Genomic DNA, 25,665 nt, shown 5'->3' with positions numbered 1-25,665 from the left:
TCACGCCACACCAGCCTCTTATGTCGAATTTGTCTGATTAGCTCGTATCGTCGGCGTATGCCCACGCCATACGGAACCCGCGGCGGCATGGCGTTCGGCGTGGAGGAGCTGCGTGTGCTCCGCCGCGCTCTCGCCCTTGCCCTTCATCCCGGCCCGGCCTCGGCCGAGGACGTGCAGGAGTGCCTCCGGCTCGCCGAGTCGCTCGACGAGGCGATGCGCGAGGGGGCCAGGCTGCGCGCCTTCGTGATGGCGGACCTGGCCAGGTACCGGGCCGCGCTGCCCGGTACGGCCGCCGGTTACCTGGAGCTCCTTCGGGAGGCGCTGCGCGCGGGACACCGGCCGACGCCCGACGATCTGGCCGCGCTGCGGGCCCTGCGCGGGAATCCGGCCGCGGCGGCCCTGCTGGAGAGGTGCGCCTCGACCGTACCGGCCTGCCGTAGGCCGCTGTCGGGCCTCCCGGGGGGCCGGTGCGCGGAATCGGGTGAGGGCGGTACCGACGAGCCCGCCGAGAAGCCCGCGCAGAAACCCGCCCGGAAGCCCGCCGAGCCCGTCACGCCCGCCGCACCGCGTCCCCCGCGGCCCATTCCGACGCCGGGTGAGGTCTTCCCGCGCCGCAAGCCGGCCCCGCCGTCCGGGGAGCCCTCCAGGCGGCTCGCCGCGGTCTGAGCGCACCCCTGCCGGTCCGGGCGGATCCCCGTGGCTACCCTGGAGGCATGGACTACGTCTCCGCGCTCGTACCCCCGGTCGTCATGGCCGTCTTCTTCATCGGTGTGGTCAGGGTGATCGTGAAGACCCAGGGCGGCGCCGCCAAGGCCAAGGAGGACGCGGCCGTCGACGCCGCGCTCTCCCGCACGGAGGGTGCCCGCCAGGCCCCGGCCGGCACCGACGCCTGAGAAAGACCGCACGACCGGTCGCGGCGTACGCCCTTTTTGTTCGCGTTCGCGTCGAAAGTGCACGTCCGGCACGCCATTGCCGGGATCTCCCACTATTGTTCTGAGGTGTGCCCCGGCCATTGGGAGAACTCGAAGACGCGGTCATGACGCGGGTGTGGAAGTGGAACCGCCCGGTGACCGTTCGAGAAGTCCTGGAAGACCTTCAGCGAGAACGGTCCATCGCGTACACCACGGTCATGACCGTTTTGGACAATCTCCATCAGAAGGGCTGGGTGCGCCGCGAGGCGGAAGGCCGGGCCTATCGATATGAGGCCGTCTCCACCCGGGCCGCCTACGCCGCCGCACTGATGAACGACGCCTGGTCGCAGAGCGACAACCCGGCCGCCGCCCTCGTCGCGTTCTTCGGGATGATGAGCGACGAACAGCGCCGGGCCCTCAGGGACGCCGTACGCATCGTCCAGGGCCCCACGGATAGCGTCCCGGCGGATACCGGCCCCGATACGGCCCCGCATACCTCCCCCGATACCGGCGACGAGAACCCCGGCTCGGTACCGGAGCGCGGCGGGCGATAGCGTCCGCTCATGTCAGCAGAGCGCCCCGAAGTCACCGCAAAAGCCATCACCGTCCGGCGGGCGAGGACCAGCGATGTCCCGGCCGTGCGCCGCCTCCTCGACGTCTACGTGCGTGAGCGCATCCTGCTCGACAAAGCGACCGTGACGCTTTACGAGGACATCCAGGAGTTCTGGGTCGCCGAACGCGACGACAACGCCGAGGTGCTCGGCTGCGGCGCACTGCACGTGATGTGGGAAGACCTCGCGGAAGTCCGCACTCTCGCGGTGAAGCCCGGCCTGAAGGGCGTGGGCGTGGGTCACCAGTTGCTGGAGAAGTTGCTTGAGACCGCCCGCTGGCTCGGCGTTCGCCGCGTTTTCTGTCTGACCTTCGAAGTGGACTTCTTCGGGAAGCACGGCTTCGTCGAGATCGGGGAGACACCCGTCGACACCGATGTCTACGCGGAGCTGTTGCGTTCCTATGACGAGGGCGTCGCGGAGTTCCTCGGTCTCGAACGAGTGAAACCGAACACCTTGGGCAACAGCCGGATGCTTCTGCATCTGTGATCATCGGGCATTGCCCGCGCGCCCTATGTCCGAAACGCGCATGTTTCCGGTCTTCAGCGGCCCCTGAGTCTCTCCCAGGGGTTTGTGTTTTTCCGGCAAAAGCGGTTTGCTTTCCGACGTAACGCAGTACTGCATATAACAGGGGGTCGGCGAAACGGCGGGCGCCGCACACCCCCGGCCCTAACGTTATCGATGAAAGGAAATCCGGTGGCACAGAAGGTTCAGGTCCTTCTTGTCGACGACCTCGACGGCGGCGAGGCGGACGAGACCGTGACGTTCGCGCTGGACGGCAAGACGTACGAGATCGATCTCACGACTGCCAATGCGGACAACCTGCGCGGACTTCTCGAGCCCTATGTGAAGGGCGGTCGTCGTACCGGAGGCCGTTCCGCGGGTGGGCGTGGAAAGGCCCGTGCCGCTTCCGGCGGCAGCCAGGACACCGCGCAGATCCGCGCCTGGGCGAAGGAGAACGGCTACGAGGTCAATGACCGCGGCCGTGTTCCCGCGACCATCCGCGAGGCCTACGAGAAGGCCAACGGCTGAGCGCACACGCGCCGCAGCCGGACCCGGTGACAGTGCGTTGCCACCGTGTCCACCAGTCGCACGAGATCGGGGGCGCCCGCGCCGCCCCCCAAGGCCGACAGCGTCGGCAGCGAGGCCTCGACCTCGCACCCCGGCTCGGGGGGCCGCAGCCACACGGCGGCCCCCTGGAGGACGGCCGGGACGGCAGGAACACCGGAGCCGCCCGGGGGAAACGGTCGGACTCCGGTGGAAGCCCGCTCGGGGGGCGCCGGCGCATCCATGCGCCCGTCCGCGCCCAGCGCCACCAGATCCAGCGCCAGCGCGCCCCACTCCAGCCAGTCCAGCAGCCCCGGCAGTTCCTCGGCGCTGCCCGCGGCCACCAGCAGCCGCATCCGGTCCCCCTGCACGGCCACCGGAGAGCCCGGCCCCAGGCGCCTGAGCGCGGCCACGCCCGCCTCGGCCGGCACGTCCAGGACGTCGAAGCGCAGGCCGGTGACGAGCCGCGGCGGAGATCCCGGCACCGTGGCCCACCCCAGATCGTTCTCGTACCAGTGCCGGATTCCGGCGTTCGAGTCGAGCGGTCGACGAGGGAGGGGGACCATGGGGACCACGGGGGCAGTGCCAACCATGACAAGAGAAACCGCCGAAACAGGCTCCGGGTTACGCTGTGTGTACGAGGCATTGCGCACCGTGTCCGAAACGGGGGCACTCGGGGACGCGGAGGGGCGCAAGGTTGTTCGCCCATAGCGGAGCGAACCGGTGCGCGCGGCATGGACTGTCAGCGCGTACGGGTAAGACATCCCTAGTGGGAGGGGGCGACGCGCAGGACGGGCTTGTCTCACGTTCGCCATCGGCGTACTGGCGACAGGGGTAAGTGCCTGGCCTGCGGGAACATCGTCTCGCACCATCGGGTTGGAGCAGATGTCGGCGTCACGGGTCAGGAGGCCATCGACGGTGTCGGCAGTTGGAATGAGCGGTCCCCGCTTGCGGGACTAAGCTGCGGAAGGACAGGGAGGGGAAGTTCCCCCCACTGCCTGACCGCTCTGAGGAGCGATTAACGATGTTCGAGAGGTTCACCGACCGCGCGCGGCGGGTTGTCGTCCTGGCTCAGGAAGAAGCCCGGATGCTCAACCACAACTACATCGGCACCGAGCACATCCTCCTGGGCCTGATCCACGAGGGTGAGGGTGTCGCCGCCAAGGCCCTTGAGAGCCTCGGGATTTCGCTCGAGGCGGTCCGCCAGCAGGTGGAGGAGATCATCGGCCAGGGCCAGCAGGCCCCGTCCGGGCACATCCCCTTCACCCCCCGTGCCAAGAAGGTCCTGGAGCTGTCGCTCCGCGAGGCCCTTCAGCTGGGCCACAACTACATCGGCACGGAGCACATCCTGCTCGGCCTGATCCGTGAGGGCGAGGGCGTCGCCGCCCAGGTCCTGGTCAAGCTGGGCGCTGATCTCAACCGGGTGCGGCAGCAGGTCATCCAGCTGCTCTCCGGCTACCAGGGCAAGGAGACCGCCACCGCCGGCGGGCCTGCCGAGGGCACCCCCTCGACGTCCCTGGTCCTCGACCAGTTCGGCCGGAACCTCACCCAGGCCGCTCGTGAGTCCAAGCTCGACCCGGTCATCGGGCGCGAGAAGGAGATCGAGCGGGTCATGCAGGTGCTGTCCCGCCGTACCAAGAACAACCCGGTCCTGATCGGTGAGCCCGGCGTCGGCAAGACCGCCGTCGTGGAGGGCCTCGCCCAGGCCATCGTCAAGGGCGAGGTGCCCGAGACCCTCAAGGACAAGCACCTCTACACCCTCGACCTCGGCGCGCTGGTCGCCGGCTCCCGCTACCGCGGTGACTTCGAGGAGCGCCTGAAGAAGGTGCTCAAGGAGATCCGCACCCGCGGCGACATCATCCTGTTCATCGACGAGCTGCACACGCTGGTCGGTGCGGGTGCCGCCGAGGGCGCCATCGACGCCGCTTCGATCCTGAAGCCGATGCTGGCCCGCGGTGAGCTCCAGACGATCGGCGCCACGACGCTGGACGAGTACCGCAAGCACCTGGAGAAGGACGCCGCCCTCGAGCGCCGCTTCCAGCCCATCCAGGTCGCCGAGCCCTCGCTGCCGCACACCATCGAGATCCTCAAGGGTCTGCGCGACCGTTACGAGGCGCACCACCGCGTCTCCATCACGGACGAGGCGCTGGTCCAGGCCGCCACCCTGGCCGACCGCTACATCTCGGACCGCTTCCTGCCGGACAAGGCGATCGACCTGATCGACGAGGCCGGCTCCCGGATGCGCATCCGCCGGATGACCGCTCCGCCGGACCTGCGCGAGTTCGACGAGAAGATCGCCGCCGTCCGCCGGGACAAGGAGTCCGCGATCGACTCGCAGGACTTCGAGAAGGCCGCCTCCCTGCGCGACAAGGAGAAGCAGCTCCTCGCTGCCAAGGCCAAGCGGGAGAAGGAGTGGAAGGCCGGCGACATGGACGTCGTCGCCGAGGTCGACGGCGAGCTGATCGCCGAGGTCCTCGCCACGGCCACCGGCATCCCGGTCTTCAAGCTCACGGAGGAGGAGTCCTCCCGCCTCCTGCGCATGGAGGAAGAGCTCCACAAGCGGGTCATCGGCCAGAACGACGCCGTCAAGGCGCTGTCGAAGGCGATCCGCCGTACGCGTGCCGGTCTGAAGGACCCCAAGCGTCCGGGTGGCTCGTTCATCTTCGCCGGCCCGTCCGGTGTCGGTAAGACCGAGCTGTCCAAGGCGCTCGCCGAGTTCCTCTTCGGCGACGAGGACGCGCTGATCTCCCTCGACATGTCGGAGTTCAGCGAGAAGCACACGGTGTCGCGGCTCTTCGGTTCGCCCCCCGGCTACGTGGGCTACGAAGAGGGCGGCCAGCTGACCGAGAAGGTCCGCCGCAAGCCGTTCTCCGTCGTCCTCTTCGACGAGGTCGAGAAGGCCCACCCGGACATCTTCAACAGCCTGCTGCAGATCCTGGAGGACGGTCGCCTGACCGACTCCCAGGGCCGGGTCGTGGACTTCAAGAACACGGTCATCATCATGACGACCAACCTCGGCACCCGGGACATCTCCAAGGGCTTCAACCTGGGCTTCGCGGCCTCGGGTGACACGAAGACCAACTACGAGCGCATGAAGAACAAGGTCTCGGATGAGCTCAAGCAGCACTTCCGCCCCGAGTTCCTCAACCGCGTCGACGACGTGGTCGTCTTCCCGCAGCTCACGCAGGAGGACATCCTGCGGATCGTCGACCTGATGATCGGCAAGGTGGACGAGCGCCTGAAGGACCGGGACATGGGCATCGAGCTCTCCCAGTCCGCCAAGGAGCTGCTGTCCAAGAAGGGCTACGACCCCGTGCTGGGCGCCCGGCCGCTGCGCCGCACCATCCAGCGCGAGATCGAGGACAGCCTCTCCGAGAAGATCCTCTTCGGCGAGCTGCGCCCCGGTCACATCGTGGTCGTGGACACCGAGGGCGAGGGCGACGCCAAGACCTTCACCTTCCGGGGTGAGGAGAAGTCGGCCCTGCCCGACGTCCCGCCGATCGAGCAGGCCGCGGGTGGGGCTGGGCCCAACCTGAGCAAGGACGCGTAAGCGTCAGGGCGACGCCTTGAAGGGGCCGGTGCTTTTCGGAGCACCGGCCCCTTCGCGTTGTTCAACGGCGGTCCAGGTTGATGTCGAGGCCTGGGAAGAGACGGGCATGGCGGGCGAGGTGCGGGGCGGCAGGCAGGAGGCTGACCGACCTGAGGCCTGGTAGTCGGCGTGCGAGGTCGGAAAGGTCCTCGTCGCCGTAGACCGAGGTGATTCGCGGTAACTCGATGCCCGGCAGTTCGGGCATGACCGCGAACGAGTAGGAAAATTCCCGGATGGTTTCCGCGTTGAAATGGAGTTCCCTGGGCTCGGGCAACGCGGCGACTGCCTGCCAGTCGGTGTCCGTCAGCTCGGTGGTCAAACGCCCGAGGCTGAGCGAGCGGAGTCCGGCCCGGTGTTCAAGCCCGCGCAGTCCGGTGGTGTCCGTGCTGTGCGGACCGAGGAAGAGGGTTTCCAGCGGCGCGTCGACCGGCAGGACCTCGGTGAGGTCCGTGCCCGGCAGCTCCTGGGCCAGGGAGAGCCGCTGTAGGGACCGCAGGGCGCCAAGCCCGGTGACGTCGGCCACCTGAGTGCAGCCGAGGCGGACCAGTGGAAGCTCGGAGAGCCGGTCCAGTCGTGTTGTCGGGCACTCCGTCAACCGCAGCTCATGGAGGAAGCCGAAGGACAGCAGGGCATCTGCATCGATGATGTGGGGGTTGTGCAGCAGTTCGAGCGCTGTGACGGCTTCCGAAGTCGGCACAGCGGCCAGGATCTCCTCGAGCCGGTGCGGGCCGTGGAAGGACAGGGCCTGCCTCGGCCGCATCGTGGCTCGAAGGCGGTGTCCCGGTCGTCGGGGCGTGGGGTTTCGGGCGATCAGTACGTCGATCTTGCGGTCCGTCTCGGCTTGTCCCCGGGCCTGTTCCACCAGGGCGCGAGGTATGAAGGTCGACCGCCGCGTGAAGAACTCCAGGATGTGCAGGCACGCCGATTCGGTCGCGGCATCGAGGAAGAGGTGTCCAGGTCGCCGAGGGCGAGGAGGCGACGGGCCAGGGCGTCGGCGACGGCGGTCCGCTCGTCGGGCGGGAAGGGTGACTCGCCCGGCCGCTGCACCGACTGGCCTGCCAACTGTTCGGCGAGCCGACGTAATTCCCTCTCACGCAGTACGCGCTTCTCGCCCCGAAGAGAAGCAAGATCCGCCTCACCCCCGCATGCGTGCGAACGGAGGTGAGGCTACCTGGAGTCGACCGGCAGGGTCAGGACAACTGCCCGTCGTAGTCCGGCAGTTTGAACGTCTTCTCGGCGTGGCCGCCCGAGAGGTCGGTGGCGCTGTTGCCGATGTTCGCGATGATCGTGTAGCCGTCGTTCTCGATGTCGGCGCGCTGGGCGGTCTTGTAGGCGGCGACGTCCTTGAACAGGTCGAGCAGGCCACGCACGCGGAGACCGGAGACCTCGTAGCCGTCGTGCTCGAGGTTCCACTCGGTGGGCGCGGCGATGATGCCCGGGCGGGCGGTGACGAAGAAGAGCGATACGCCGTGCTCCTGCGCGTACTCGGCGACGTTCAGCACGGGCTTGTTGGCCGGCTGCGGGAAACTGAAGCCGAAGTCGGTCTCCAGCGTGGTGTTGTCGACGTCGAAGACGATCGCCTGCTTCTCGCCCGGCTTGGCGGCCGCGATGCGCTGCTCAAGGTACGGCAGGGCCTGGTCCATGACCGTCTGGCAGTCCTTCTGCCAGGTGGCGTAGTCCACCTTGGCGGCGGTGGTGCTCGTGCTGCCGGCCGCCGCGGCGTCGGCCGGGGCGGCCATGGCGACGAGGGCGGCCGCGGATACGGCGGTCGCGGATACGCGCAGCGCCCAGGGGCGTCGTCTGCTCATAGGTGGGGGGTCCTCTCACTCCATACGCTGCCGGTGTCGTGGGCATGATCGTGCGTGAGGGTGGCGCGAGGGGAACCGTAGGGTTACCGGGGGGTAGGCGTACAGAGATGTGCGTCACATCAAGGGAGTTGGCCGATGTGGCCGATCGCTCGCTGGACCACCCAGGCCAAGTCCTCTTCCGCCTGGACGAGTTCGCGGTCGGCGAGCGAAAGCGTCGAGCAGTCGGCCACGGCGAGCGGGTTGTTGCTGACGTAGAAGTTGAGTTTGCCGACGTGCTCGGGGCGCACATCCTTCGTCGTGAGCTCGAAGACGAAGAGTCGGGGCGGTACGGGTCCCGGGCCGGCTCCTTGAGCACCGCCGAGCCGTCGGGGATCGTCACCTCGAAGTTGGTTGCCGCGGAGCCCCGGGTCGCCGTCCATGACGGGAGTCACCTGCCGCCCTGCCCGCGGGGGCGGGTCGGTGGCGACGCCGAGTCTGGGCGCGGGCTGCTGCGAGCGGGGCAAAGGCGTGTGGTTCCGGCTCGACGGCCGCCGGGTGCCGTTCTGTTGGCCCGCGCCTGACGTGTAGCGCGGGTCACAATCGGGCGATTTCGGATCTTGCGGCCGGTGACATGCCGCACAGGCGATATGTCCGGTACTAGTAGAGATAGTGGGACTTATGAGTGGGGTGAAGGCGGTCTCTCCGCCCGCCTGTCGCCTGTCAAGGCCGGGTGGAGGTTAGAGCCCGCTTACTACCTATGGCCGTAGTTAGCCCGTTTTGGGATGAATGGGGCCGGGCTGTACCAAGGGATGGCGCCACCCGCTGGACGCAGTCGCGTCGGGTGGTCTTCCTGTTCCCGAACTCACGAGGTCTCGATGATCCAGCGCGTCCCGTTCCGCTTCGCCCGTACGTCCCCCATGCGCACCCGTGTCGCCGCCCTGGCCGTAGGCGTGGGCGCGTCGGCCGTGCTGGGTGTCGGGGTCGCGAACGCCGTCGGTCCGCACGCCGCCGCTGCCACCACGACCGTCGCCGCCAAGCCCGCGGCCGCCAAGCCCGCCAAGCCTGCCGTGAAGCCGGCTGCCAAGCACGCCGCCAACTCCGCCGCCACCTGGGTCGACCCGGTGAAGAAGTACACGCTGTCCGCGGGCTTCGACCAGGCCGGCAGCCACTGGATCCACAAGCACAGCGGGCAGGACTTCGCCGTGCCGATCGGTACCAACGTCGTCGCCGCGCACGGCGGCACCGTGGTCAAGGCCGGCGGCTACGGCGCCGGCGACGGGCCCGCCTACGGCAACGCCATCGTCATCAAGCACGCCGACGGGCAGTACTCGCAGTACGCCCACCTGTCGCGGATCGACGTCAGGCCCGGCCAGGTCGTCAGCACCGGCCAGCACATAGCCGAGTCCGGCAACACGGGCAACTCCACCGGCCCGCACCTGCACTTCGAGATCCGCAAGACCCCGAACTACGGTTCCGCGATCGACCCGGTCCCCTTCCTGCGGGCCATGGGCGTGACCGTCTAACTCCCCGTCCCGCGGGCGCCCTCGTGCGCCTGTGTGACCAGGTCCACGGCGACCTCGAGAACGGCCTCGCGCCTCTTCTCGGGGTCGCCTTCGACGTCCTGCATGATGAACATGCCCGCGTGCAGAGTGAACAGGGCGCTGACGCAGCGGACCTGGTCGACGAGGGGCGCGTCGGGGTCGATGATGATGTCGCGCAGGCCGCGCATGCGGTCCTTGAAGGCGTCGCCGATGCGCAGTTCCCGTACCGTCGCCTGGTTCTCCTGCATGAAGCGGAAGAGCGGTTCGGCGCCGGTCAGCGCCTGGCTGTAACGCCGTACGATCTCCTGCTTGGTCTCGAGCGTGTGCGGCTGTCGCGCGCCCCACTCGATCAGTTCCAGGATCGGCTGCGTCAGATCCTCGAAGAGACTGACGATGATCTCTTCCTTGGTCTTGAAGTGGTAGTAGAGCGCCGCCTTCGTGACGTCCAGGTGTTCGGCGATCTCCCGCAGGGAGGTCTTCTCGTAGCCCTGCTCGGCGAAGAGTTCGAGGGCCACGTCCTGGATGCGCTGGCGGGTGTTGCCGCGGCGCTGCTGCTTGGTGCCGTCCATGGTGACGCCCATCCTCGTACTCCTCGCGCTCCCGCGGAAACTTACTTGACGCCCGGCTAGTGACATCGCTACCTTCACCAGTGTAGTGAACTAGCCGGGCGGCAAGTAAGTAGCGGTCCTGGGGGAGTGGGAAAGATGGCGGACACAGAGGGTGCGCAAAGCGTGGAAAGCAGCGAAATAGAGGGCAAGAAGCCCCGGAGCGTGCGGGTCGTGCTGCTCGCGCTCATGATCGCGATGATGCTCGCGATGCTGGACAACATGATCGTCGGCACCGCGATGCCGACGATCGTGGGCGAGCTGGGCGGCCTGGAACACCTGTCGTGGGTGGTGACCGGGTACACCCTGGCGACCGCCGCGGCGACCCCGATCTGGGGCAAGCTCGGCGACATGTTCGGCCGCAAGGCCACCTTCCTCACCTCGATCGTGATCTTCCTGATCGGGTCCGCGCTCAGCGGCATGGCCCAGAACATGGGTGAGCTCATCGGATTCCGGGCCGTTCAGGGGCTCGGCGCCGGCGGTCTGATGGTCGGTGTCATGGCGATCATCGGTGACCTGATCCCGCCCCGGGAGCGCGGCAAGTACCAGGGCATGATGGCCGGCGTCATGGCGCTGGCGATGATCGGCGGTCCGCTGGTCGGCGGCACCATCACCGACAACTGGGGCTGGCGCTGGTCCTTCTACATCAACCTGCCGCTCGGCGCGGTCGCGCTGGCGCTGGTCAGTGCCGTGCTGCACCTGCCGAAGAAGCGGAGCAAGGCGCGCATCGACTACCTCGGCGCCGCGCTGCTCACCATCGGCATCACCTCGATCGTGCTGGTCACCACCTGGGGCGGCTCGGAGTACGCCTGGACGTCCGCGCGGATCATGGAGCTGATCGGCATCGGCGTCGCCGCGCTGGTCGGGTTCGTGTTCTGGCAGACCCGGGCCGCCGAGCCGGTCGTGCCGCTGCACATCTTCCGCAGCCGCAACTTCACGCTGATGTCCGTCATCGGCTTCATCACCGGCTTCGTGATGTTCGGCGCCACGCTCTTCCTGCCGCTGTACCAGCAGTCCGTGCAGGGCGCGTCCGCGACCAACTCCGGGCTGCTGCTCCTGCCGATGCTCGGCGCGATGCTGGTGACCTCGATGGTCGCCGGGCGGATCACCACCAACAGCGGGCGCTACAAGGTCTTCCCGATCGTCGGCGGCGTCCTGATGATCACCGGCCTGTACCTGCTGTCCACGATGGACACGGGCACCTCCCGGCTCACCTCCGGGGTGTTCATGGCCGTCCTCGGCCTCGGTATGGGCTGCCTGATGCAGATCACCATGCTGGTCGCGCAGAACAGCGTGGAGATGAAGGACATGGGCGTGGCCTCCTCGTCCACCACCCTCTTCCGTACGCTCGGCTCGTCCTTCGGCGTCGCCATCATGGGCGCCCTGTTCAACAACCGGGTCAAGGACGTCATGGCCGAGCGGGCCGGCTCGCAGGGCTCCAAGCTCACCGAGCAGTCCGCGCAGCTCGACGCGGCCAGCCTGGCGAAGTTGCCGGCGGCGGCGCGGGAGGCGTACCAGCACGCGGTGTCCGCCGGTACGCACTCGGCGTTCCTGCTGGGCGCGGTCGTCGCGGTGGTCGTCCTGGCCGCGGCGTTCTTCGTCAAGGAGGTCCCGCTCAAGGGCGGACCGCAGAAGCCGGAGGGCGGCGCGGCGGACAACGCCGACGCGGTGCCGGCACCGGTCATCGAGGCCGTCTGACCGGACAGTGAGCCGAAGGCCCCCGGAGGGTGTCCGCCCCGGGGGCCTTCGCCGTGCGCCGCCGTGGTCACGGCGGCGTTGTCAGTGCCGCGTGCCACCATCCCCGTATGGACAAACTGCGCCAGTTGCGCCTGGCCAAGGACGCCATGGACCGCGACTGGGCCGACCCGGGGCTCGACCTGGACGCGGTGGCCGCGCACGCCGGATATTCGCGCTACCACTTCATACGCGCCTTCAAGGAGACGTACGGCGAGACCCCCGGCCAGTACCTCACGCACCGCCGCATCGAGCGGGCCGAGGAGATGCTGCGCACCGCCAACCTGTCGGTGACCGAGATCTGCCATCTCGTGGGCTTCAGCAGCCTGGGCACCTTCTCCGCCCGGTTCAAGACGTGGACCGGGCTGACGCCCAGCGAGTACCGGACGAAGCACGTGGGACGCGGAGCCGCGCTCATACCCGGGTGCTACGCCATGCTGTGGGCGGGAGGGTTCAGGAGGGGCCCGGGCGCCGTGGAGCGCAATTCCGGAGAAGCGGGCTGAGGCCACCCCTGCCTACGGTGGCTGCGCAGAAGCCGATCGCCGTGGACAGGAGCGCGCCATGATCAGGGGACTCAAGATCTCTACCGTCTGGGTACTGGACCAGGACCGGGCCAAGGACTTCTACACCGAGAAGCTGGGGCTCGAGGTCCGCACGGACCTCACGATGGGCGACGGCGGCATGCGCTGGCTCACCGTGGGCGCCGGGAGCCAGCCCGACGTGGAGCTCACGCTGATGGTGCCGGGACCGCCCGCGATGGACCCCGAGTCCGCCGAAATGGTGAAGAAGCTGGTGTCCAAGGGGGTGCTCGGCGCCGGCGTGCTGACCACCGACGACATCCACGGCGACTACAAGACGCTCAAGGAGCGCGGCGTGGAGTTCCTCCAGGAACCGCAGGAGCGTCCGTACGGCACGGAGGCGCTGTTCCGCGACGACTCCGGCAACTGGTTCTCCTTCACCCAGCCCCGCGAGGGCGGCCTCGACACGTCGAAGGACTGGGAGGGATGGGCGAACTGAGCCCGGCCCGGAGCGGTCTCTGAGGGTCAGCGCCCCGTCGCCAGGTTCACCCCGCCGGTCGCCTCCAGGACGACCCCGGTCACGAAGGTGTTCGCGGCCAGCATGTGGATGGCCGGGGCGATGTCCCCGGGACGGCCGACCCGGCCCACGGGGGTCGCGGCGGCGAGGGCGTCGAAGGTGGCCTGGCGCCGCTCGGCCGGTACGGCGTCCCACCAGGGCGTGTCGACGACGCCCGGCGAGACGGCGTTGACCCGGAGCGGGGCCAGCTCGACGGCCAGCGGCGGGACCATCGCCTCCAGGGCGCCGTTGATCGCGGCGAGGCCGGCGGTGCCGGGCATCGCGGCGCGCGCGGAGGCGGCGGTCACCAGCGTCACCGAGCCGTCGGGGCGCAGCCGGGGCAGGGCCGCCTGGAGGACGCGCAGGTGCGGCCAGAACTTGCCGTCGAAGCCGGCCGCGAGGTCCGCGAGGTCCAGCTCGGCGAAGGGACCGCCGCCGCTGGCGCCGCTGAGGGCGAGGACCAGGTGGTCGACGGGGCCGGACCGGGCGAAGAAGGCGTCCACCGCGGCCCGGTCGGCCGCGTCCAGGCGGTACGCGGAGGTCTTGCCGCCGATACGGGTGGCAGCCGCGTCGAGCCGTTCCCGGTCGCGGCCGGTGATGACCACCTCCGCGCCGTCCGCCGCGAAGGCCGCGGCCGCCGCCTCGCCGATGCCCGAGCTGCCGCCCATGACGGCGACGCGCTGTCCGGCGAAAGCGGGGGAGGTGACGTGGTTCGGAGTGCTCATGAGTGGCTTCTCTCCTGTGACTCGCCGGGTCTCGACCCTTTGTCGAGAACGTCGGTCTCGTTAAAGTGTTGCCGAGACCGATAGTCTCGTCAAGCGAGTTCCGGAGGAGCTCTCGGAGAGGATGGGCCCGTGGACACGAAAGAACCGCGCCCCGCTGAGTCGCGCCCCCACACCGGCCGCCGCCGCAACGAGGCCGTCCGCCGGGCCATCCTCGATGCCGCGCTGGACCTGATCGCCGACGCGGACGGCGCTCCGGTGACCGTCGAGACCATCGCCCGTGCGGCCGGCGTCGGAAAGCAGACGCTCTACCGCTGGTGGCCCTCCAAGGGTGCCGTCCTGCTGGACGCGCTGACCGACTACGCCGCCCAGGAGGTGCCCACGCCGGACACCGGCAGCCTCCGCGACGACCTGCGGGCGCTGACGACCGCCACCTTCGAGGCGTCCCAGCGCGCCCCCTCCGCGCCCGCGCTGCGCACCCTCGTACGGGAGGCCGCCCGCGACCCCCACCTGGCCGAGCTGATGCGCAACTTCACCGAGTCCCGCCGGGCCGCCGTGCGCGGGATCCTCCAGCGCGGGCGCGAGCGCGGCGAACTGCCCGCCGACCGGGACGTCGACCTCCTGGTCGACCAGTTCTACGGCTTCTTCTGGTACCGCTTCCTACTCGGCCACGCCCCGCTGGACAGGGCCACCGCGGACCGGCTCACGGAGTCCCTGCTTCGGTGAGAGCCACGGCGCCGGAGCGGGGAGCGCCGGCCCCGGGCTGGGCCGAGAGCCCGCGGCGGTACCGGGCTGCTGGCGCGGGACGCTGCGCGGTGGGATGGCCCGGACGGGGCCGGGGGAGTTACTCCCGGTTGCGGTGGTGCCTGCGGCGTCGGCTGGGTCCGGCGCGGTCGCCGGTCGCGGGATGGGTTGCGGTGGGTGCCCGCGGCGTGGGGCAGGTCCGACGGGGGGCGGGACCGGGCTGGGCCGAGAGCCTGGGGCCCCCGGAGGGCTACGGCAGCATCGGGTAGCTGCCGGTGGCGGTCGGGGCGTGTTCCGGTAGCCAGAGGACCGCCACCGCTCCCTCCGCCGGGACGTGTTCGGGCGCGCCCGCGGGGCGGACGTTGCGGAAGGTCAGGCGGGCGCCCAGTACCCGGGCCTGGCCGGCGGCGATGGTCAGGCCGAGGCCGTGGCCCTGGCCGGCGCGGTCCTTGCTGCCGGTACGGAAGCGGCTCGGCCCCTCGGCGAGCAGTTCCTCGGGGAAGCCGCGGCCGTGGTCGCGGACCCGGATGACCCGGCCCTCGACACTGACCTCGATGGGGGGCTTGCCGTGCCGGGCGGCGTTGGCCAGGAGGTTGATCAGCACCCGTTCCAGGCGCCGAGGGTCGGTCGTCACCTCCGACTCGTGCACCACGCGCACGGCGACGTTCGGGTCCTTGGCGGCCACCCGCCGGGTCACGAACTCGCCCAGCATGATGTCCTGGAGCTCGGCCCGCTCGGAGGCGCTGTCGAGCCGGGCGACCTCCAGGACGTCCTCGACGAGCGTGCGCATGGCCTTGGCACGGTCGAGGACCAGCTCGGTCGGCCGGCCGGGCGGCAGCAGTTCGGCCGCCGTCAGCAGCCCGGTCACCGGGGTGCGCAGCTCGTGCGCGATGTCGGCGGTGACCCGGCGCTCGGCCTCCAGCCGCTGCTGGAGCGCGTCCGCCATCGCGTCCACCGCCCGCGCGAGGTCGTCGGTCTCGTCCCGTACCACCCCGCCGATGGCGTCCCGCACCCGTACGTCCGGCTCGCCCTGGGCGACCTGGTTCGCGGCGGCCGCCGCCTTGCGCAGCCGTCCCGAGAGCTGCCCGCCGATGAGCACACCGAGCGCGCTGCCGCCGAGCACGACCGCGATGGACCCGATGACCAGGGCCTGGTCGAGGTCCTTCATCACGTCGTTGCTGCGGTCGGTGAAGCGGGTGTGCAGGGACAGCACGTGCCCGTCCTTCATCGGCACGGCCGCCCAGATGTCCGGCGCGTTGCCGCGGTGGTCCGTCACGAAGGTGGCCCGGCGGCCGTTCTCGACCTTCTCCCGCAGCGCCGGCGGCAGCTTCGGGTCGTCGACCTCTGAGCCCGGGAAGTTCGTGTGCCGGTTCAGCACGTAGTTCCGCTCGGGAATCTGGAGCCGCTCCAGGGCGAGGTCGCGCGCGTTGTCCAGCATCGACACCCGGGCGGCGTTGTGCACGACGAGGCTGAGCGCGATCGCCACCAGCGCCCCGACCAGCGCGATCGCCGCGCTGAGCTTCCATCTGAGCCCCGTGCGCAGACTCGCACGCTCCACGCGCCCCCTGACCCGGCGCCCGATGATCCCCCGCATGCCCCTGCCCCGCTCAGGCCTTCAGCTTGTAACCGAAGCCGCGGACCGTCTCGATCCGGTCCTGACCGATCTTGGTCCGCAGCCGCTGCACATGGACGTCGACGACCCGGGTGTCCCCGCCCCAGCCGTAGTCCCACACGCGCTCCAGCAGCTTGTCGCGCGAGAGCACCGTCCCCGGCGCCGAGGAGAACTCCAGCAGCAGCCGCATCTCGGTCGGGGTGAGCGCCACCGGCTGCCCGGCCCGGCGCACCTCCATGCCCTCGGTGTCGACCTCCAGCTCACCGAAGGTCAGCAGCCCGCCGTCCACCGGGGATCCGGAGTCGTCCCCCCGGTCCCCGCCGCTCGCGTGCCCGAAGCGGCGCAGCACCGCGCGGATCCGGGCGACCAGCACGGCGCCGTCGAACGGCTTGGTCACGTAGTCGTCGGCGCCCGCCTCCAGCCCCAGCACGACGTCGATGGAGTCCGCGCGCGCCGACAGCATGATCACCGGGACCGTCGACTCGTCGCGGATGCGGCGGCACAGGCTGACCCCGTCCAGGCCCGGGACCATGACGTCCAGCAGCGCGATGTCGGGCCGGTTCGCCCGGAACGACTCCAGGCCCGACAGCCCGTCGGGCATCGCGGTGACCGCGAAGCCGTCCCGCTCCAGGGCGAGCTGTGTGGCCTCGCGGATGACGTCGTCGTCCTCCACGAACAGTACGTGGGTCTGTTCTGCCATCCCGGTGCTCTCAGTCCTCGTATGAATGTCGTGCTCTCGAACAGGTGACGCAGAGTGCGCCGGAGCGGTTCACTCCCGTGCCCGGCACCGACGTCACGTGTCCGGCACCGACGTCATGTGCCCGGCACCGGGGGTCAGGTGCTCGGCACCGGCGTCGCGTCGCCCCCGACCGCCTTGCCGTAGTCGGTGTGGTGGAAGTCCTCCTGGACGAAGCGTCCCGCGGCCCAGCTGTACGTGATCACGTTCTCGCCGGACGGGTTCGACACCGGGTCGCCCTTCTCGTACACCTGCTTGGTCACCATCAGGTCGCCCCGGTCGACCTCCGCGTACACCGGGGACTCCTCGGCCTTGAACACATTCTCGTACCTGCCGCTCTGCGCCCGGTACACATACGCGCCGAGCCCCACCGCGTCGCCGCAGGTCAGCACATTGACGACGACGTCGTCGACGCTTCCGCCGGTCAGGTTGCCGTAGGTCACGTCGACCGGGTAGTCGTCGCCGGAGCACGGCTTGAGGTCCCGTTTGACCGTCTCGGAGACCTTCGGGTCGTCCTTGACGAGCGCGACCGCGTCCACCCGCCGGAAGGTGTCGGAGGGGCTCGGCGCGGGGGAGGCCCCGACACCGGCCACCGAGTCGGCGTGCGCCGGACCCTCGTCCCGGGCTCCGGTGCCCCCGGTCGCGCAGGCGGCGAAAAGGCCGAGGGCGGCGAGCACGGCCGTCGCCGTGATCGCCGCCTGCAAGCTCACTCGGGCCCAGCTGGGCCCGGCCCCGGTCAGGCCGCGCAACGCTCCCGCTCCTCACGCTCCAGCGCGCGTGCGTCCAGATCGCGGGCCTCCAGCTCCTCGCGGAGCCGGGCGAGCGCCCGGTGCAGCGTGCTCTTGACCGTTCCGGCCGACATGCCGAGGGCCGCGGCGGTCTCCTCCGTGGACATCTGCTCCCAGTGTCGCAGCACGACGACGCTGCGCTGCTTCGGAGCGAGAACCTTCATGATGTCCATCAGCAGGGCCCGGTCCGCGTGCTGCTCGGTGGAGTCGTCCACGCAGGCGTCCGGCAGCTGTTCGGTGGGGACCTCCTCCAGCTTCCGCGCCCGCCACCACTCGGTCCGCGTGTTGATCATCACCCGGCGCAGATAGGCGTCCGCGAGCCGCTTGTCCGCGATGCCCTCCCAGCGGCCGTACGTCCGGACCAGCGCCGTCTGGAGCAGATCCTGGGCGTCGATCGGGTCGGGCACCAGCCGGCGGGCGCTGCGCAGCAGCGCGTCCTGCCGGGTGCGGACGTACTCCTCGAACTCGAGCACCTCGCCCTGCGCCATGATCAACCGCCTCCGTTCCCCGTTTTCTTCTCCGGCCCCGTGCCTGTCGTCCCCGGTGGTCTGCCGGGCACAGGGAAGAAGCTACGGAGCTGTTGTCACGGGGCTGTCCGAGAGAGCCTGCGGGTAGCACTCGGCTGTCCGTCGGTTGTGTAACGGAAATGAGTTCGGGGTAAAGAGGAGGGTTGAAAAGCTCCGGTTCAGGGTGATTTGACGGCCGGGAGGGTCCGTAACGGAGCCCCCGGCCCTGTGATGTGTCTGTGCGTCAGCCCAACGGCAGCCGGTACAGACCGCCCGGCAGCGGCTCCACCAGACCGTCCGAGACGAGCCCGTCCAGGGCGCGCGCCCGCTGCACCGGCTCGTGCCACACCCGGTCCAGCACCGCCTGCGGCACCGGGGCGTGCGCGTCGCGCAGCACGGCCAGCAGCTTGCCCCGGACCTGGCGGTCGGTACCGGCGTACGTCTGTCCCCGGCGCGGCGGCCCCGAGTGCTCCGGCTTGCCCGCCAGCCGCCAGGCGCACTGGGCCGAGATCGGGCAGCGGTGGCAGCCCTCGTTCTTCGCCGTGCACACCAGCGCGCCCAGCTCCATGGAGGCGGCGGCCCAGCGGGCGGCGGTGCCCTCGTCCTGGGGCAGCAGGGAACGGGCGAGTTTGCGCTCGGCCGCCGTCGTGGCGTTCGGCGGGTACTGCACCCCCGTGACCGCCCGGGCGAACACCCGGCGGACGTTGGTGTCCAGCACCGCGTGCCGCTGCCCGTACGCGAAGGAGGCCACCGCCGCCGCCGTGTACTCGCCGATGCCGGGCAGCGCGAGCAGCTGCGCGTGGTCCGTCGGTACGTCCCCGCCGTGCCGTTCCGTTATGGCGGCCGCGGCGCCGTGCAGCCGCAGGGCGCGGCGGGGGTAGCCGAGCCGGCCCCAGGCGCGGACCGCCTCACCGGGGGCGTCCTTGGCCAGGTCCGCCGGGCGGGGCCAGCGGGACAGCCACTCCTCGTACACCGGCAGCACACGGCTGACCGGCGTCTGCTGGAGCATGAACTCGCTGACCATCACACCCCAGGGGCCCGCCTCCGGGCGGCGCCAGGGGAGGTCGCGGGCGTGGGCGTCGAACCAGGCGATCACGGGGGTGTGGAGCGTCTCAGTCATGTCACCTCCGATCCTGCCACGGGTTGGAAGCGTCCGGTTTGCGGCTTGCCCCAAGCCGGGGTGCGGCGGGTTGACGGCGGCGGGGAGGGGGCGCTGCGCCGGCGGAGGTGGAACGGGAGGGCCCGTACGGGCAGTTACCGAAATGATGATCCGGAAAAGTTGTGGTCCGGGCGGCGGGTGAGGACAGCAAGCGGCGCGATCTCTCGTACAGTTTGGGCCGTGGGATCTCTGCGCAATCCGGTCGGGCCGCTCCCCTCCTCCATCTACTGGCGACGGAGGGTCGTACTGGTGTCGGTGGTCGCCGTGTTGGCGCTGCTGATCACCTGGATAGTCACCTCGGGCGGCTCCGGCGGCAAGAACCACGCCGGAGGGTCCGACGGCAAGAACCCCGCCCCTTCGATCACGCCGGGACCGTCCGACTCGGGCCCCGCGATCAGCCAACACCCGGGCGGGCGCGACGGGTCGGGGAGCGGGGACACCGGGAGCAGCGGGCCGGGCGGCTCCGGGGAATCGTCCGGCTCGGGGGACGGCACGGGGTCCGGGGAATCCGGGGGGTCCGGTGATTCGGGCGGGAGTGGTTCTTCAGGCTCCGGTTCCGGCGCCGTCGCCGTCGGTACGGGGGACACGCTCCCGGCGTCCTCCGCACTGCCCAACTGCACCGCAGGAGCGGTCACGTTGAGCCTGCGCAGCGTCCACAACACCTACTCGCCCGGTCAGACGCCCGCCTTCGAACTCACCGCGAAGAACAGCGCCGGGAGCGCCTGCAAGATCGACCTCGGCCCCAAGAAAGCCGTGCTCACCATCACGCAGGCCGACGGCAGCGACGACTACTGGTCCTCCGCCGACTGCCCCCAGGGCGCGGGCGGCCTCGTCTTCCGTGTGCCGGCGGACAGCGCGATCACCTACACGGTGAAGTGGGACCGCAAGCCGAGCGCTCCGGAGTGCGCCACGCCTCCGGCGGGGTCGGCGAAGGCGGGGACGTATCTGGTGGAGGCGAAGGCCACGGGGTTCGCCTCGGCGCAGACGTCGTTCGTACTGTCGGCGGACTAGCCTGGTCACGTCTCGGCGCCAGGGGGCTTCGCCCCCGGATCCCCTGTCGGCCTGAACGGCCTCGTCCTCAAACGCCGGACAGGCTGAATACAGTGCCGGCCGACGTCAGACGTAACGCTCCAGGATCGAGGACTCCGCCAGCCGTGACAGGCCCTCCCGTACGCTGCGGGCGCGGGCCTCGCCCACGCCGTCGACGGTCTGGAGGTCGTCGACGCTCGCGGCGAGCAGTTTCTGGAGGCCACCGAAGTGCTCCACGAGCCGGTCGATGATCGCGCCGGGCAGCCGCGGCACCTTGGCCAGCAGCCGGAAGCCGCGCGGCGACACCGCGGAGTCGAGGGTCTCGGGCGAGCCGGTGTAGCCGAGCGCGCGGGCGACCGTGGGCATCTCCAGCAGCTCGGCGTGGGAGAGGGCGTCCAGCTCGTGGAGGGCCTCGTCGACCGTGCGGGAGCGCTTGGCGGTGGGCTCCGGGACGTAGTCCCGCACGACCAGCTCGCGCTCCGGCTCCACGCCCGCGATCAACTCGTCGAGCTGGAGGGCGAGGAGCCGCCCGTCGGTGCCCAGTTCGACCACATATTCGGCGATTTCGGTGGCGATGCGGCGCACCATCTCCAGGCGCTGCGCGACGGCGGAGACGTCCCGGACCGTCACCAGGTCCTCGATCTCCAGCGCCGACAGCGTGCCCGCGACCTCGTCCAGGCGGAGCTTGTACCGCTCCAGCGTGGCCAGGGCCTGGTTCGCGCGGGACAGGATCGCCGCGGAGTCCTCCAGGACGCGGCGCTGCCCGCCGACGTACAGGGCGATCAGCCGCATCGACTGGGAGACGGAGACCACGGGGAAGCCGACCTGCTTGCTGACCCGGTCCGCAGTGCGGTGCCGGGTGCCCGTCTCCTCCGTGGGGATCGTCGCGTCGGGCACGAACTGCACGCCCGCCCGCAGGATCTTCGACAGGTCGGAGGAGAGCACGATGCCGCCGTCGAGCTTGCACAGCTCGCGCAGCCGCGTCGCCGTGAAGTCGACGTCCAGCACGAAACCGCCCGTGCACATGGCCTCGACCGTCCTGTCGGAGCCGAGCACGATGAGTCCGCCGGTGTTGCCGCGCAGCACCCGCTCGAGGCCGTCGCGCAGGGTCGTGCCGGGCGCCACGGCGCTCAGCGAGGCGCGCATCAGGCCGTCGGCACGGGGACTCCCACCGGACTTTCCGGGAGCTGCCGCCCGGTCGTTGGCTGCCACTGCACTCCTCCGGTCGCAGGTTCTTGGGCGCTCCCGTTTCGCGCACTCGGTTCGTACGGACGGGCGAGACCAGGGCAAAGTCTACCGGCGCTCCTCCGCATCCCGCGGGGCCTCTCGGCGACGGGAGCGGGGAAGGACCCGCAGCGCGTCCCCTATGTCCGCCACTTCCAGCACCTTCATCCCCGGCGGGACCTTGCCCGGATCGCCGGGGACGAGCGCGTGCGTGAAGCCCAGCCGGTGCGCCTCGGCGAGCCTGCGCTGCACGCCCGTGACCCGTCTGACCTCGCCCGCGAGGCCGACCTCGCCGATGGCGACGAGGTTCTTCGGCAGCGGGGTGTCGCTGGCGGCCGAGGCCAGCGCGAGGGCGACGGCGAGGTCGGCGGCCGGCTCCGAGAGCTTCACGCCGCCGACCGTCGCGGAGTAGATGTCCCGCTTGCCGAGGGCGCTGATCCGGCCCCGCTGCTCCAGCACGGCGAGCATCATCGACACGCGTGAGGTCTCCAGGCCGGACGTCGTCCGCCGCGGGGAGGGGATCTGCGAGTCGACGGTGAGGGCCTGCACCTCCGCCACCAGCGGGCGGCGGCCCTCCAGGGTCACCGTCAGACACGTACCGGGAACCGGTTCGGCACGACGGGTCAGGAAAAGCCCACTTGGGTCGGCGAGTCCGGTGATGCCCTCGTCGTGCAGTTCGAAGCAGCCGACCTCGTCGGTGGCCCCGTACCGGTTCTTCACGCCCCGCACCAGGCGGAGCCGGGCGTGCCGGTCGCCCTCGAAGTGGAGCACCACGTCCACGAGGTGCTCCAGCAGCCGGGGCCCGGCGATCGCCCCGTCCTTGGTGACATGGCCCACCAGCAGCGTGGACATACCGCGTTCCTTGGAGGCGCGGATCAGGGCGCCGGCCACCTCCCGCACCTGGGCCATGCCGCCGGGCGCCCCGTCGATCTCCGGGGACGCGACCGTCTGCACGGAGTCGAGGATCAGCAGGGACGGCTTGACCGCGTCCAAGTGCCCGAGCACGGCCGCCAGATCGGTCTCGGCCGCGAGATACAGATGGTCGTCGATGGCGTTGATCCGGTCGGCACGCAGCCGCACCTGGCTCGCCGACTCCTCACCCGTCACATAAAGGGTGCGATGCTCGTCACTCGCCGACTTCGCCGCCACGTCCAGCAGCAGCGTCGACTTGCCCACCCCCGGCTCGCCCGCGAGCAGCACCACCGCGCCCGGCACCAGGCCGCCCCCCAGCACCCGGTCCAGCTCGGGCACGCCGGTCGGGCGCGCGGTCGCCTGCCGCCCGTCGATCTGCCCGATGGGCAACGCGGAACTCGTGACCCGCCCCGGCGCCGTGGTACGCACGGCGGGCGCGCCGTACTCCTCGACCGTCCCCCACGCCTGGCACTCGGGACAACGGCCGAGCCACTTGGCCGTCTGCCAGCCGCATTCGGTGCAGCGGTAGGACGGGCGGTCCTTGGTGGACTTGGTACGGGCAGCCATGCGGAAACCGTAGCCGAGCCCACTGACAACGCCGCCGACGCCGTGGCACACGGGGACAGTTGTGTGGAGTTGGGGCAAGTGGCCTCCCCGGTGCGAAGGATCTCCGTACAATCAGCATTCGTCGAGACACGGCGTGTGACGGCGACGTCGTGGACCGGCCGCACCACGGGGGGAGTGTGGGCCGATGTCAGGCACTGACGCGGTCGAGCTGGCGCGGAACGTGTACGGGGGTCTCCTGGACCACACGTCGACCACGTTCGATCACGCCGTCGAGGTCGATCCGCTGCATGACCGCGCACCGCAGGTCGCCCGCCGGATCTCGGCGATCTTCGACGAGCATCCCGAGTACCGGGGCGTGGCCATCCGCGTCCCCGGTGCCTCCGACGGGCGGGGGATCGGGATCAGCAGCCGAGCCAGGGCGCGCGACGCCCTCGGCTCCGCGGGCGGCGAGCCCGGAGCCGCCGCGGACTGGGGCGCCGGCGACCGCGCCGCACTGCTCGGCACGTCGACGGGGTACCGGGTTCTGCTGTTCGCCTGCCCCACCTGCGGATCGGGCGCGGCGCGCGCGTACTACGACGCCGGAGACCTCCCCCGCTGCGCCGCCCACGGCACGATGGAGCTGGTCCGGTGAAGCTCGGCTCCTCGATGCAGCCGCCCGCCGGACTCGGGGCCGGGCGGCGGTTCTTCCTGGTGGGCTACCTGCCGACGTACGCGGCGGTCTTCTTCCTCGCCCTGCTGTTCTGGGCCGGCGCGCGCGGCTGGCACTCCCCGGTCGGCGGCCGCCTGAGCTTCTCGCGGGCCTGGGCCACGGCGGCCGCGCTGGGCGTCGGGGAGACGGTCCTCCTCGTACTGGGCGTCACCCTCCTCGCCGTCCTGCTCGCCCCGCTCCAGACCTCCCTGGTCCGCCTGCTCGAAGGAGCCTGGCCGGCGCAGGCCCATTGGGTACGCGCCCGGCAGCTGCGCCGCAAGCGGTCCTGGGAGCGGCGGGCGGCACTGCCCGCCGTCGTCGTCCTGCCGCCGGGCACACCGGGCTCCGGTCCGCCGCCCACGCCCGCCGTACCGCCGGACGTCGTCCAGCGCGCGGGCGTCGCCGGCACCGAGCTACGCCGCCGCTACCCCCTGCGCGACCACCTGGTCCGCCCCACCGCGCTGGGCAACGCGCTGGCCGCCGCCGAGGACACCGCGGGCCGGGCGTTCGGCTACGACGCCGTGGTGGCCTGGCCCCGGCTGTACCCCCTGCTGGGCGAGCAGACCCGCACGGTCGTCGACGACCGCCGGGACACCGTGGACGCGGCGGCCAGGACGGCGGTGACCACCGCCGTCACGGCCGTGGCCGCCGGGGTCGTCCTGATGCGGACCGGCTGGTGGCTGGCACTGGCCCTCGTCCCGCTGCTCGTGTCGTGGGTGGCGTACCGGGGGGCGGTGCAGGCTGCCCTCGCGTACGGCGAGTCCGTGCACGTCGCCTTCGACCTGCACCGGTTCGCCCTGCTGGAGGCCCTCGGCGGCCGCCGCCCCGACGCTCCCGAGGACGAACGCAAGACCGCCGAGGCGTGGTGCGACCTCTGGCGCCAGGGCGTGCCGCTGCCGGCCGCCTTCCGCTACACCGCGCACCAGGATCAGGGCACGACCGGGGGACAGGGACAACCATGACGGACACGAACGACGTGCGGGACGACTACGACTACGGCCACCACACCGGCGAGGGCGGTACCGGACCCGGCGAGGACGCCATCGAGCACTCCGCGGAGCACGATACGGACGCCGCTCACGCCGCGGAGGACGCCGCCGACGCCGCTCACGAAGCGGAGCAGGAGGCCGCCGCCCTCGCCACCGTGCTGCCCTACTCGCTGATCGTCGGCCAGGACGAGCTGCGCACCGCGCTGGAGATCGCCTACGTCTGCCGGGCCGTCGGCGGTGTGCTCGCCACCGGGCAGCGCGGCACCGCCAAGACGACCACTGTGCGCGCCTTCACCAAGATGGCGGTGGGCGGGCTGCCCGTGACGATGCCGATCGGCGCCACGGACGACCGGGTGCTCGGCGGCTGGCGCATCAAGGAACTGATGAAGGGCAAACCCCGCAAGTCCGACGGCCTGCTCGTACAGGCCTCGAAGTCCAAGGCCCACATGCTGTACGTCGACGAGATCAACCTCCTCGACGACTACCTGGTCAACATCATCCTGGACGCGGCCTCCACGGGCATCCTCGCGCTGGAGCGGGACCACCGCTCGGAACAGACGCAGCACGTGGAGTTCACCCTGGTGGGCACCATGAACCCGGACGAGGGCGGACTGCGGCCCCAACTCCTCGACCGGTTCGGGCTGGTGGCCGCCGTCGAGTCCGAATCGGAGGCCCGCAAGCGGCAGCTCATCGTGGAGCGGGTGCTCAGGTTCGAGGCCGAACGAGGGGATCCCGGCTCGCAGTTCATGGCGGACGCGGCACGCGCCGACGCCGAGAAACGTGCCGTGCTCGACGCGGCCCGCGAACGCCTCGACCACGTCGAGTGCGGTACCGCCGTCTTCGCCGGCTGCGCCGCGCTCGCCGAAGGCTTCCAACTCGCCGGACACCGCGGCGAGATCGTGCTGCTGAGAGCCGCACGGGCGCTCGCTGCCATCCAGGGCGCCCCCAGCGTGACCCTGCGCCACCTCGCCGACGTGGCGAAACCGGCCCTCTTCCACCGCCGCGGGCGGGGCGACACGGGCACCCTGCCGCTGTGGGGCGACGAGGACGACGCACAGGTGCGGGACCTGCTCGCGGACATCCGGGGCTGATC

28 protein-coding genes and 1 pseudogene are annotated in these 25,665 nt (G+C 70.7%); 15 read left to right on the top strand and 14 right to left on the bottom strand.

Annotation, left to right across the window (positions count from 1 at the left end; all coding sequences use genetic code 11):
• Positions 1–57: 57 nt before the first annotated feature.
• From ACFY01_RS20605 to ACFY01_RS20585, 5 genes are all read left to right on the top strand, one after another.
• The gene (locus tag ACFY01_RS20605) at positions 58–666 is read left to right on the top strand and encodes a hypothetical protein (RefSeq protein WP_390737160.1); all 609 of its coding nucleotides are present in this window, start codon (positions 58–60) and stop codon (positions 664–666) included.
• A gap of 47 nt (positions 667–713) precedes the next feature.
• A complete protein-coding gene (locus ACFY01_RS20600) occupies positions 714–893 on the top strand; it encodes a hypothetical protein (RefSeq protein ID WP_390737159.1) in 180 nt (59 codons plus the stop codon).
• Positions 894–1,036: 143 nt separating this feature from the next.
• Positions 1,037–1,465, top strand: a complete 429-nt coding sequence (locus ACFY01_RS20595) for a BlaI/MecI/CopY family transcriptional regulator (protein ID WP_390737493.1) — start codon at positions 1,037–1,039, stop codon at positions 1,463–1,465.
• Between the two features lie 9 nt (positions 1,466–1,474).
• Positions 1,475–2,008: an amino-acid N-acetyltransferase gene (locus ACFY01_RS20590; protein ID WP_390737158.1), complete on the top strand. Its 534-nt coding sequence runs from the start codon at positions 1,475–1,477 to the stop codon at positions 2,006–2,008.
• A gap of 207 nt (positions 2,009–2,215) precedes the next feature.
• On the top strand, positions 2,216–2,551 hold the full coding sequence (locus ACFY01_RS20585; RefSeq protein ID WP_361446004.1) for an Lsr2 family protein: 336 nt from the start codon (positions 2,216–2,218) through the stop codon (positions 2,549–2,551).
• On the opposite strand, the gene ACFY01_RS20580 is transcribed toward ACFY01_RS20585, so the two are convergent.
• Positions 2,530–3,159, bottom strand: coding sequence for an SCO3374 family protein (locus ACFY01_RS20580; RefSeq protein WP_390737157.1), 630 nt, complete (start codon positions 3,157–3,159; stop codon positions 2,530–2,532). The two genes, ACFY01_RS20585 and ACFY01_RS20580, sit on opposite strands and share 22 nt — an antisense overlap.
• 431 nt (positions 3,160–3,590) lie before the next feature.
• Between ACFY01_RS20580 and ACFY01_RS20575 the strand changes: the two genes are divergently transcribed.
• Positions 3,591–6,116, top strand: coding sequence for an ATP-dependent Clp protease ATP-binding subunit (locus ACFY01_RS20575; protein ID WP_390737156.1), 2,526 nt, complete (start codon positions 3,591–3,593; stop codon positions 6,114–6,116).
• Between the two features lie 61 nt (positions 6,117–6,177).
• Here ACFY01_RS20575 and ACFY01_RS20570 read toward each other — a convergent pair whose 3' ends face one another.
• From ACFY01_RS20570 to ACFY01_RS20555, 4 genes and pseudogenes are all read right to left on the bottom strand, one after another.
• Positions 6,178–6,915: a hypothetical protein gene (locus tag ACFY01_RS20570; protein WP_390737155.1), complete on the bottom strand. Its 738-nt coding sequence runs from the start codon at positions 6,913–6,915 to the stop codon at positions 6,178–6,180.
• A 105-nt stretch (positions 6,916–7,020) separates the two neighbouring features.
• Positions 7,021–7,253 (bottom strand): annotated as a pseudogene (locus tag ACFY01_RS20565) (hypothetical protein); the annotation flags it as partial.
• A gap of 92 nt (positions 7,254–7,345) precedes the next feature.
• Positions 7,346–7,963, bottom strand: a complete 618-nt coding sequence (locus ACFY01_RS20560) for an HAD family acid phosphatase (RefSeq protein ID WP_390737154.1) — start codon at positions 7,961–7,963, stop codon at positions 7,346–7,348.
• Positions 7,964–8,082: 119 nt separating this feature from the next.
• Positions 8,083–8,382, bottom strand: a complete 300-nt coding sequence (locus ACFY01_RS20555) for a hypothetical protein (RefSeq protein ID WP_390737153.1) — start codon at positions 8,380–8,382, stop codon at positions 8,083–8,085.
• A 435-nt stretch (positions 8,383–8,817) separates the two neighbouring features.
• On the opposite strand from ACFY01_RS20555, the gene ACFY01_RS20550 reads away from it, so the two are divergent.
• Positions 8,818–9,465: a M23 family metallopeptidase gene (locus tag ACFY01_RS20550; protein WP_390737152.1), complete on the top strand. Its 648-nt coding sequence runs from the start codon at positions 8,818–8,820 to the stop codon at positions 9,463–9,465.
• On the opposite strand, the gene ACFY01_RS20545 is transcribed toward ACFY01_RS20550, so the two are convergent.
• The gene (locus ACFY01_RS20545; protein ID WP_390737151.1) at positions 9,462–10,064 is read right to left on the bottom strand and encodes a TetR/AcrR family transcriptional regulator; all 603 of its coding nucleotides are present in this window, start codon (positions 10,062–10,064) and stop codon (positions 9,462–9,464) included. The genes ACFY01_RS20550 and ACFY01_RS20545 overlap by 4 nt on opposite strands.
• A 123-nt stretch (positions 10,065–10,187) precedes the next feature.
• Between ACFY01_RS20545 and ACFY01_RS20540 the strand changes: the two genes are divergently transcribed.
• From ACFY01_RS20540 to ACFY01_RS20530, 3 genes are all read left to right on the top strand, one after another.
• The gene (locus tag ACFY01_RS20540) at positions 10,188–11,786 is read left to right on the top strand and encodes an MDR family MFS transporter (protein WP_390737150.1); all 1,599 of its coding nucleotides are present in this window, start codon (positions 10,188–10,190) and stop codon (positions 11,784–11,786) included.
• Between the two features lie 107 nt (positions 11,787–11,893).
• Positions 11,894–12,325 carry a helix-turn-helix transcriptional regulator gene (locus ACFY01_RS20535; RefSeq protein ID WP_390737149.1) on the top strand — a complete coding sequence of 144 codons (432 nt, stop codon included), beginning with the start codon at positions 11,894–11,896 and terminating at the stop codon, positions 12,323–12,325.
• A 58-nt stretch (positions 12,326–12,383) separates the two neighbouring features.
• Complete coding sequence (locus ACFY01_RS20530; protein ID WP_390737148.1) at positions 12,384–12,839, top strand: VOC family protein; 456 nt, start codon at positions 12,384–12,386, stop codon at positions 12,837–12,839.
• A gap of 26 nt (positions 12,840–12,865) precedes the next feature.
• Here ACFY01_RS20530 and ACFY01_RS20525 read toward each other — a convergent pair whose 3' ends face one another.
• A complete protein-coding gene (locus ACFY01_RS20525) occupies positions 12,866–13,621 on the bottom strand; it encodes an SDR family oxidoreductase (RefSeq protein WP_390737147.1) in 756 nt (251 codons plus the stop codon).
• Positions 13,622–13,750: 129 nt separating this feature from the next.
• Between ACFY01_RS20525 and ACFY01_RS20520 the strand changes: the two genes are divergently transcribed.
• The gene (locus ACFY01_RS20520; protein ID WP_390737146.1) at positions 13,751–14,344 is read left to right on the top strand and encodes a TetR/AcrR family transcriptional regulator; all 594 of its coding nucleotides are present in this window, start codon (positions 13,751–13,753) and stop codon (positions 14,342–14,344) included.
• Between the two features lie 268 nt (positions 14,345–14,612).
• Here the strand turns inward: ACFY01_RS20520 and cseC are convergent, their stop codons facing one another.
• The 5 genes from cseC to ACFY01_RS20495 all read right to left on the bottom strand — a co-directional run bounded on the left by cseC (position 14,613) and on the right by ACFY01_RS20495 (position 19,124).
• Complete coding sequence (cseC, locus tag ACFY01_RS20515) at positions 14,613–15,956, bottom strand: two-component system sensor histidine kinase CseC (RefSeq protein WP_390737145.1); 1,344 nt, start codon at positions 15,954–15,956, stop codon at positions 14,613–14,615.
• Between the two features lie 13 nt (positions 15,957–15,969).
• Positions 15,970–16,674: a two-component system response regulator CseB gene (gene cseB / locus ACFY01_RS20510; protein WP_390737144.1), complete on the bottom strand. Its 705-nt coding sequence runs from the start codon at positions 16,672–16,674 to the stop codon at positions 15,970–15,972.
• A 134-nt stretch (positions 16,675–16,808) separates the two neighbouring features.
• Positions 16,809–17,459 carry a hypothetical protein gene (locus tag ACFY01_RS20505; RefSeq protein ID WP_390737143.1) on the bottom strand — a complete coding sequence of 217 codons (651 nt, stop codon included), beginning with the start codon at positions 17,457–17,459 and terminating at the stop codon, positions 16,809–16,811.
• Positions 17,447–17,986 carry a SigE family RNA polymerase sigma factor gene (locus ACFY01_RS20500; RefSeq protein ID WP_390737142.1) on the bottom strand — a complete coding sequence of 180 codons (540 nt, stop codon included), beginning with the start codon at positions 17,984–17,986 and terminating at the stop codon, positions 17,447–17,449. The genes ACFY01_RS20505 and ACFY01_RS20500 overlap by 13 nt, the downstream gene beginning before the upstream one ends.
• Before the next feature lie 262 nt (positions 17,987–18,248).
• On the bottom strand, positions 18,249–19,124 hold the full coding sequence (locus tag ACFY01_RS20495) for an A/G-specific adenine glycosylase (protein ID WP_390737141.1): 876 nt from the start codon (positions 19,122–19,124) through the stop codon (positions 18,249–18,251).
• Positions 19,125–19,343: 219 nt separating this feature from the next.
• Here ACFY01_RS20495 and ACFY01_RS20490 point away from each other — a divergent pair, with 219 nt between their 5' ends.
• Positions 19,344–20,174 carry a hypothetical protein gene (locus tag ACFY01_RS20490; protein ID WP_390737140.1) on the top strand — a complete coding sequence of 277 codons (831 nt, stop codon included), beginning with the start codon at positions 19,344–19,346 and terminating at the stop codon, positions 20,172–20,174.
• Positions 20,175–20,279: 105 nt separating this feature from the next.
• Here the strand turns inward: ACFY01_RS20490 and disA are convergent, their stop codons facing one another.
• Positions 20,280–21,404, bottom strand: a complete 1,125-nt coding sequence (gene disA, locus ACFY01_RS20485; protein ID WP_390737139.1) for a DNA integrity scanning diadenylate cyclase DisA — start codon at positions 21,402–21,404, stop codon at positions 20,280–20,282.
• Positions 21,405–21,485: 81 nt separating this feature from the next.
• Positions 21,486–22,895, bottom strand: a complete 1,410-nt coding sequence (gene radA / locus ACFY01_RS20480; RefSeq protein ID WP_390737138.1) for a DNA repair protein RadA — start codon at positions 22,893–22,895, stop codon at positions 21,486–21,488.
• Positions 22,896–23,079: 184 nt separating this feature from the next.
• Between radA and ACFY01_RS20475 the strand changes: the two genes are divergently transcribed.
• From ACFY01_RS20475 to ACFY01_RS20465, 3 genes are read left to right on the top strand one after another with little or no spacing between them, the layout of a single operon-like run.
• Entirely contained in the window at positions 23,080–23,526 is a 447-nt protein-coding gene (locus ACFY01_RS20475; protein ID WP_390737137.1) for a hypothetical protein, read from the top strand.
• Positions 23,523–24,545: a hypothetical protein gene (locus tag ACFY01_RS20470; protein WP_390737136.1), complete on the top strand. Its 1,023-nt coding sequence runs from the start codon at positions 23,523–23,525 to the stop codon at positions 24,543–24,545. Before ACFY01_RS20475 ends, ACFY01_RS20470 begins: the two co-directional genes overlap by 4 nt.
• Positions 24,542–25,663, top strand: coding sequence for an AAA family ATPase (locus ACFY01_RS20465; RefSeq protein WP_390737135.1), 1,122 nt, complete (start codon positions 24,542–24,544; stop codon positions 25,661–25,663). Before ACFY01_RS20470 ends, ACFY01_RS20465 begins: the two co-directional genes overlap by 4 nt.
• The last annotated feature ends 2 nt before the right edge of the window (positions 25,664–25,665 follow it).

It is taken from the genome of Streptomyces sp. NPDC001480 (genome assembly GCF_042894725.1).
Lineage (GTDB): Bacteria > Actinomycetota > Actinomycetes > Streptomycetales > Streptomycetaceae > Streptomyces.
Note: the sequence above shows the minus strand (reverse complement) of the source record. Positions and strands in the feature narration are given on the sequence as shown.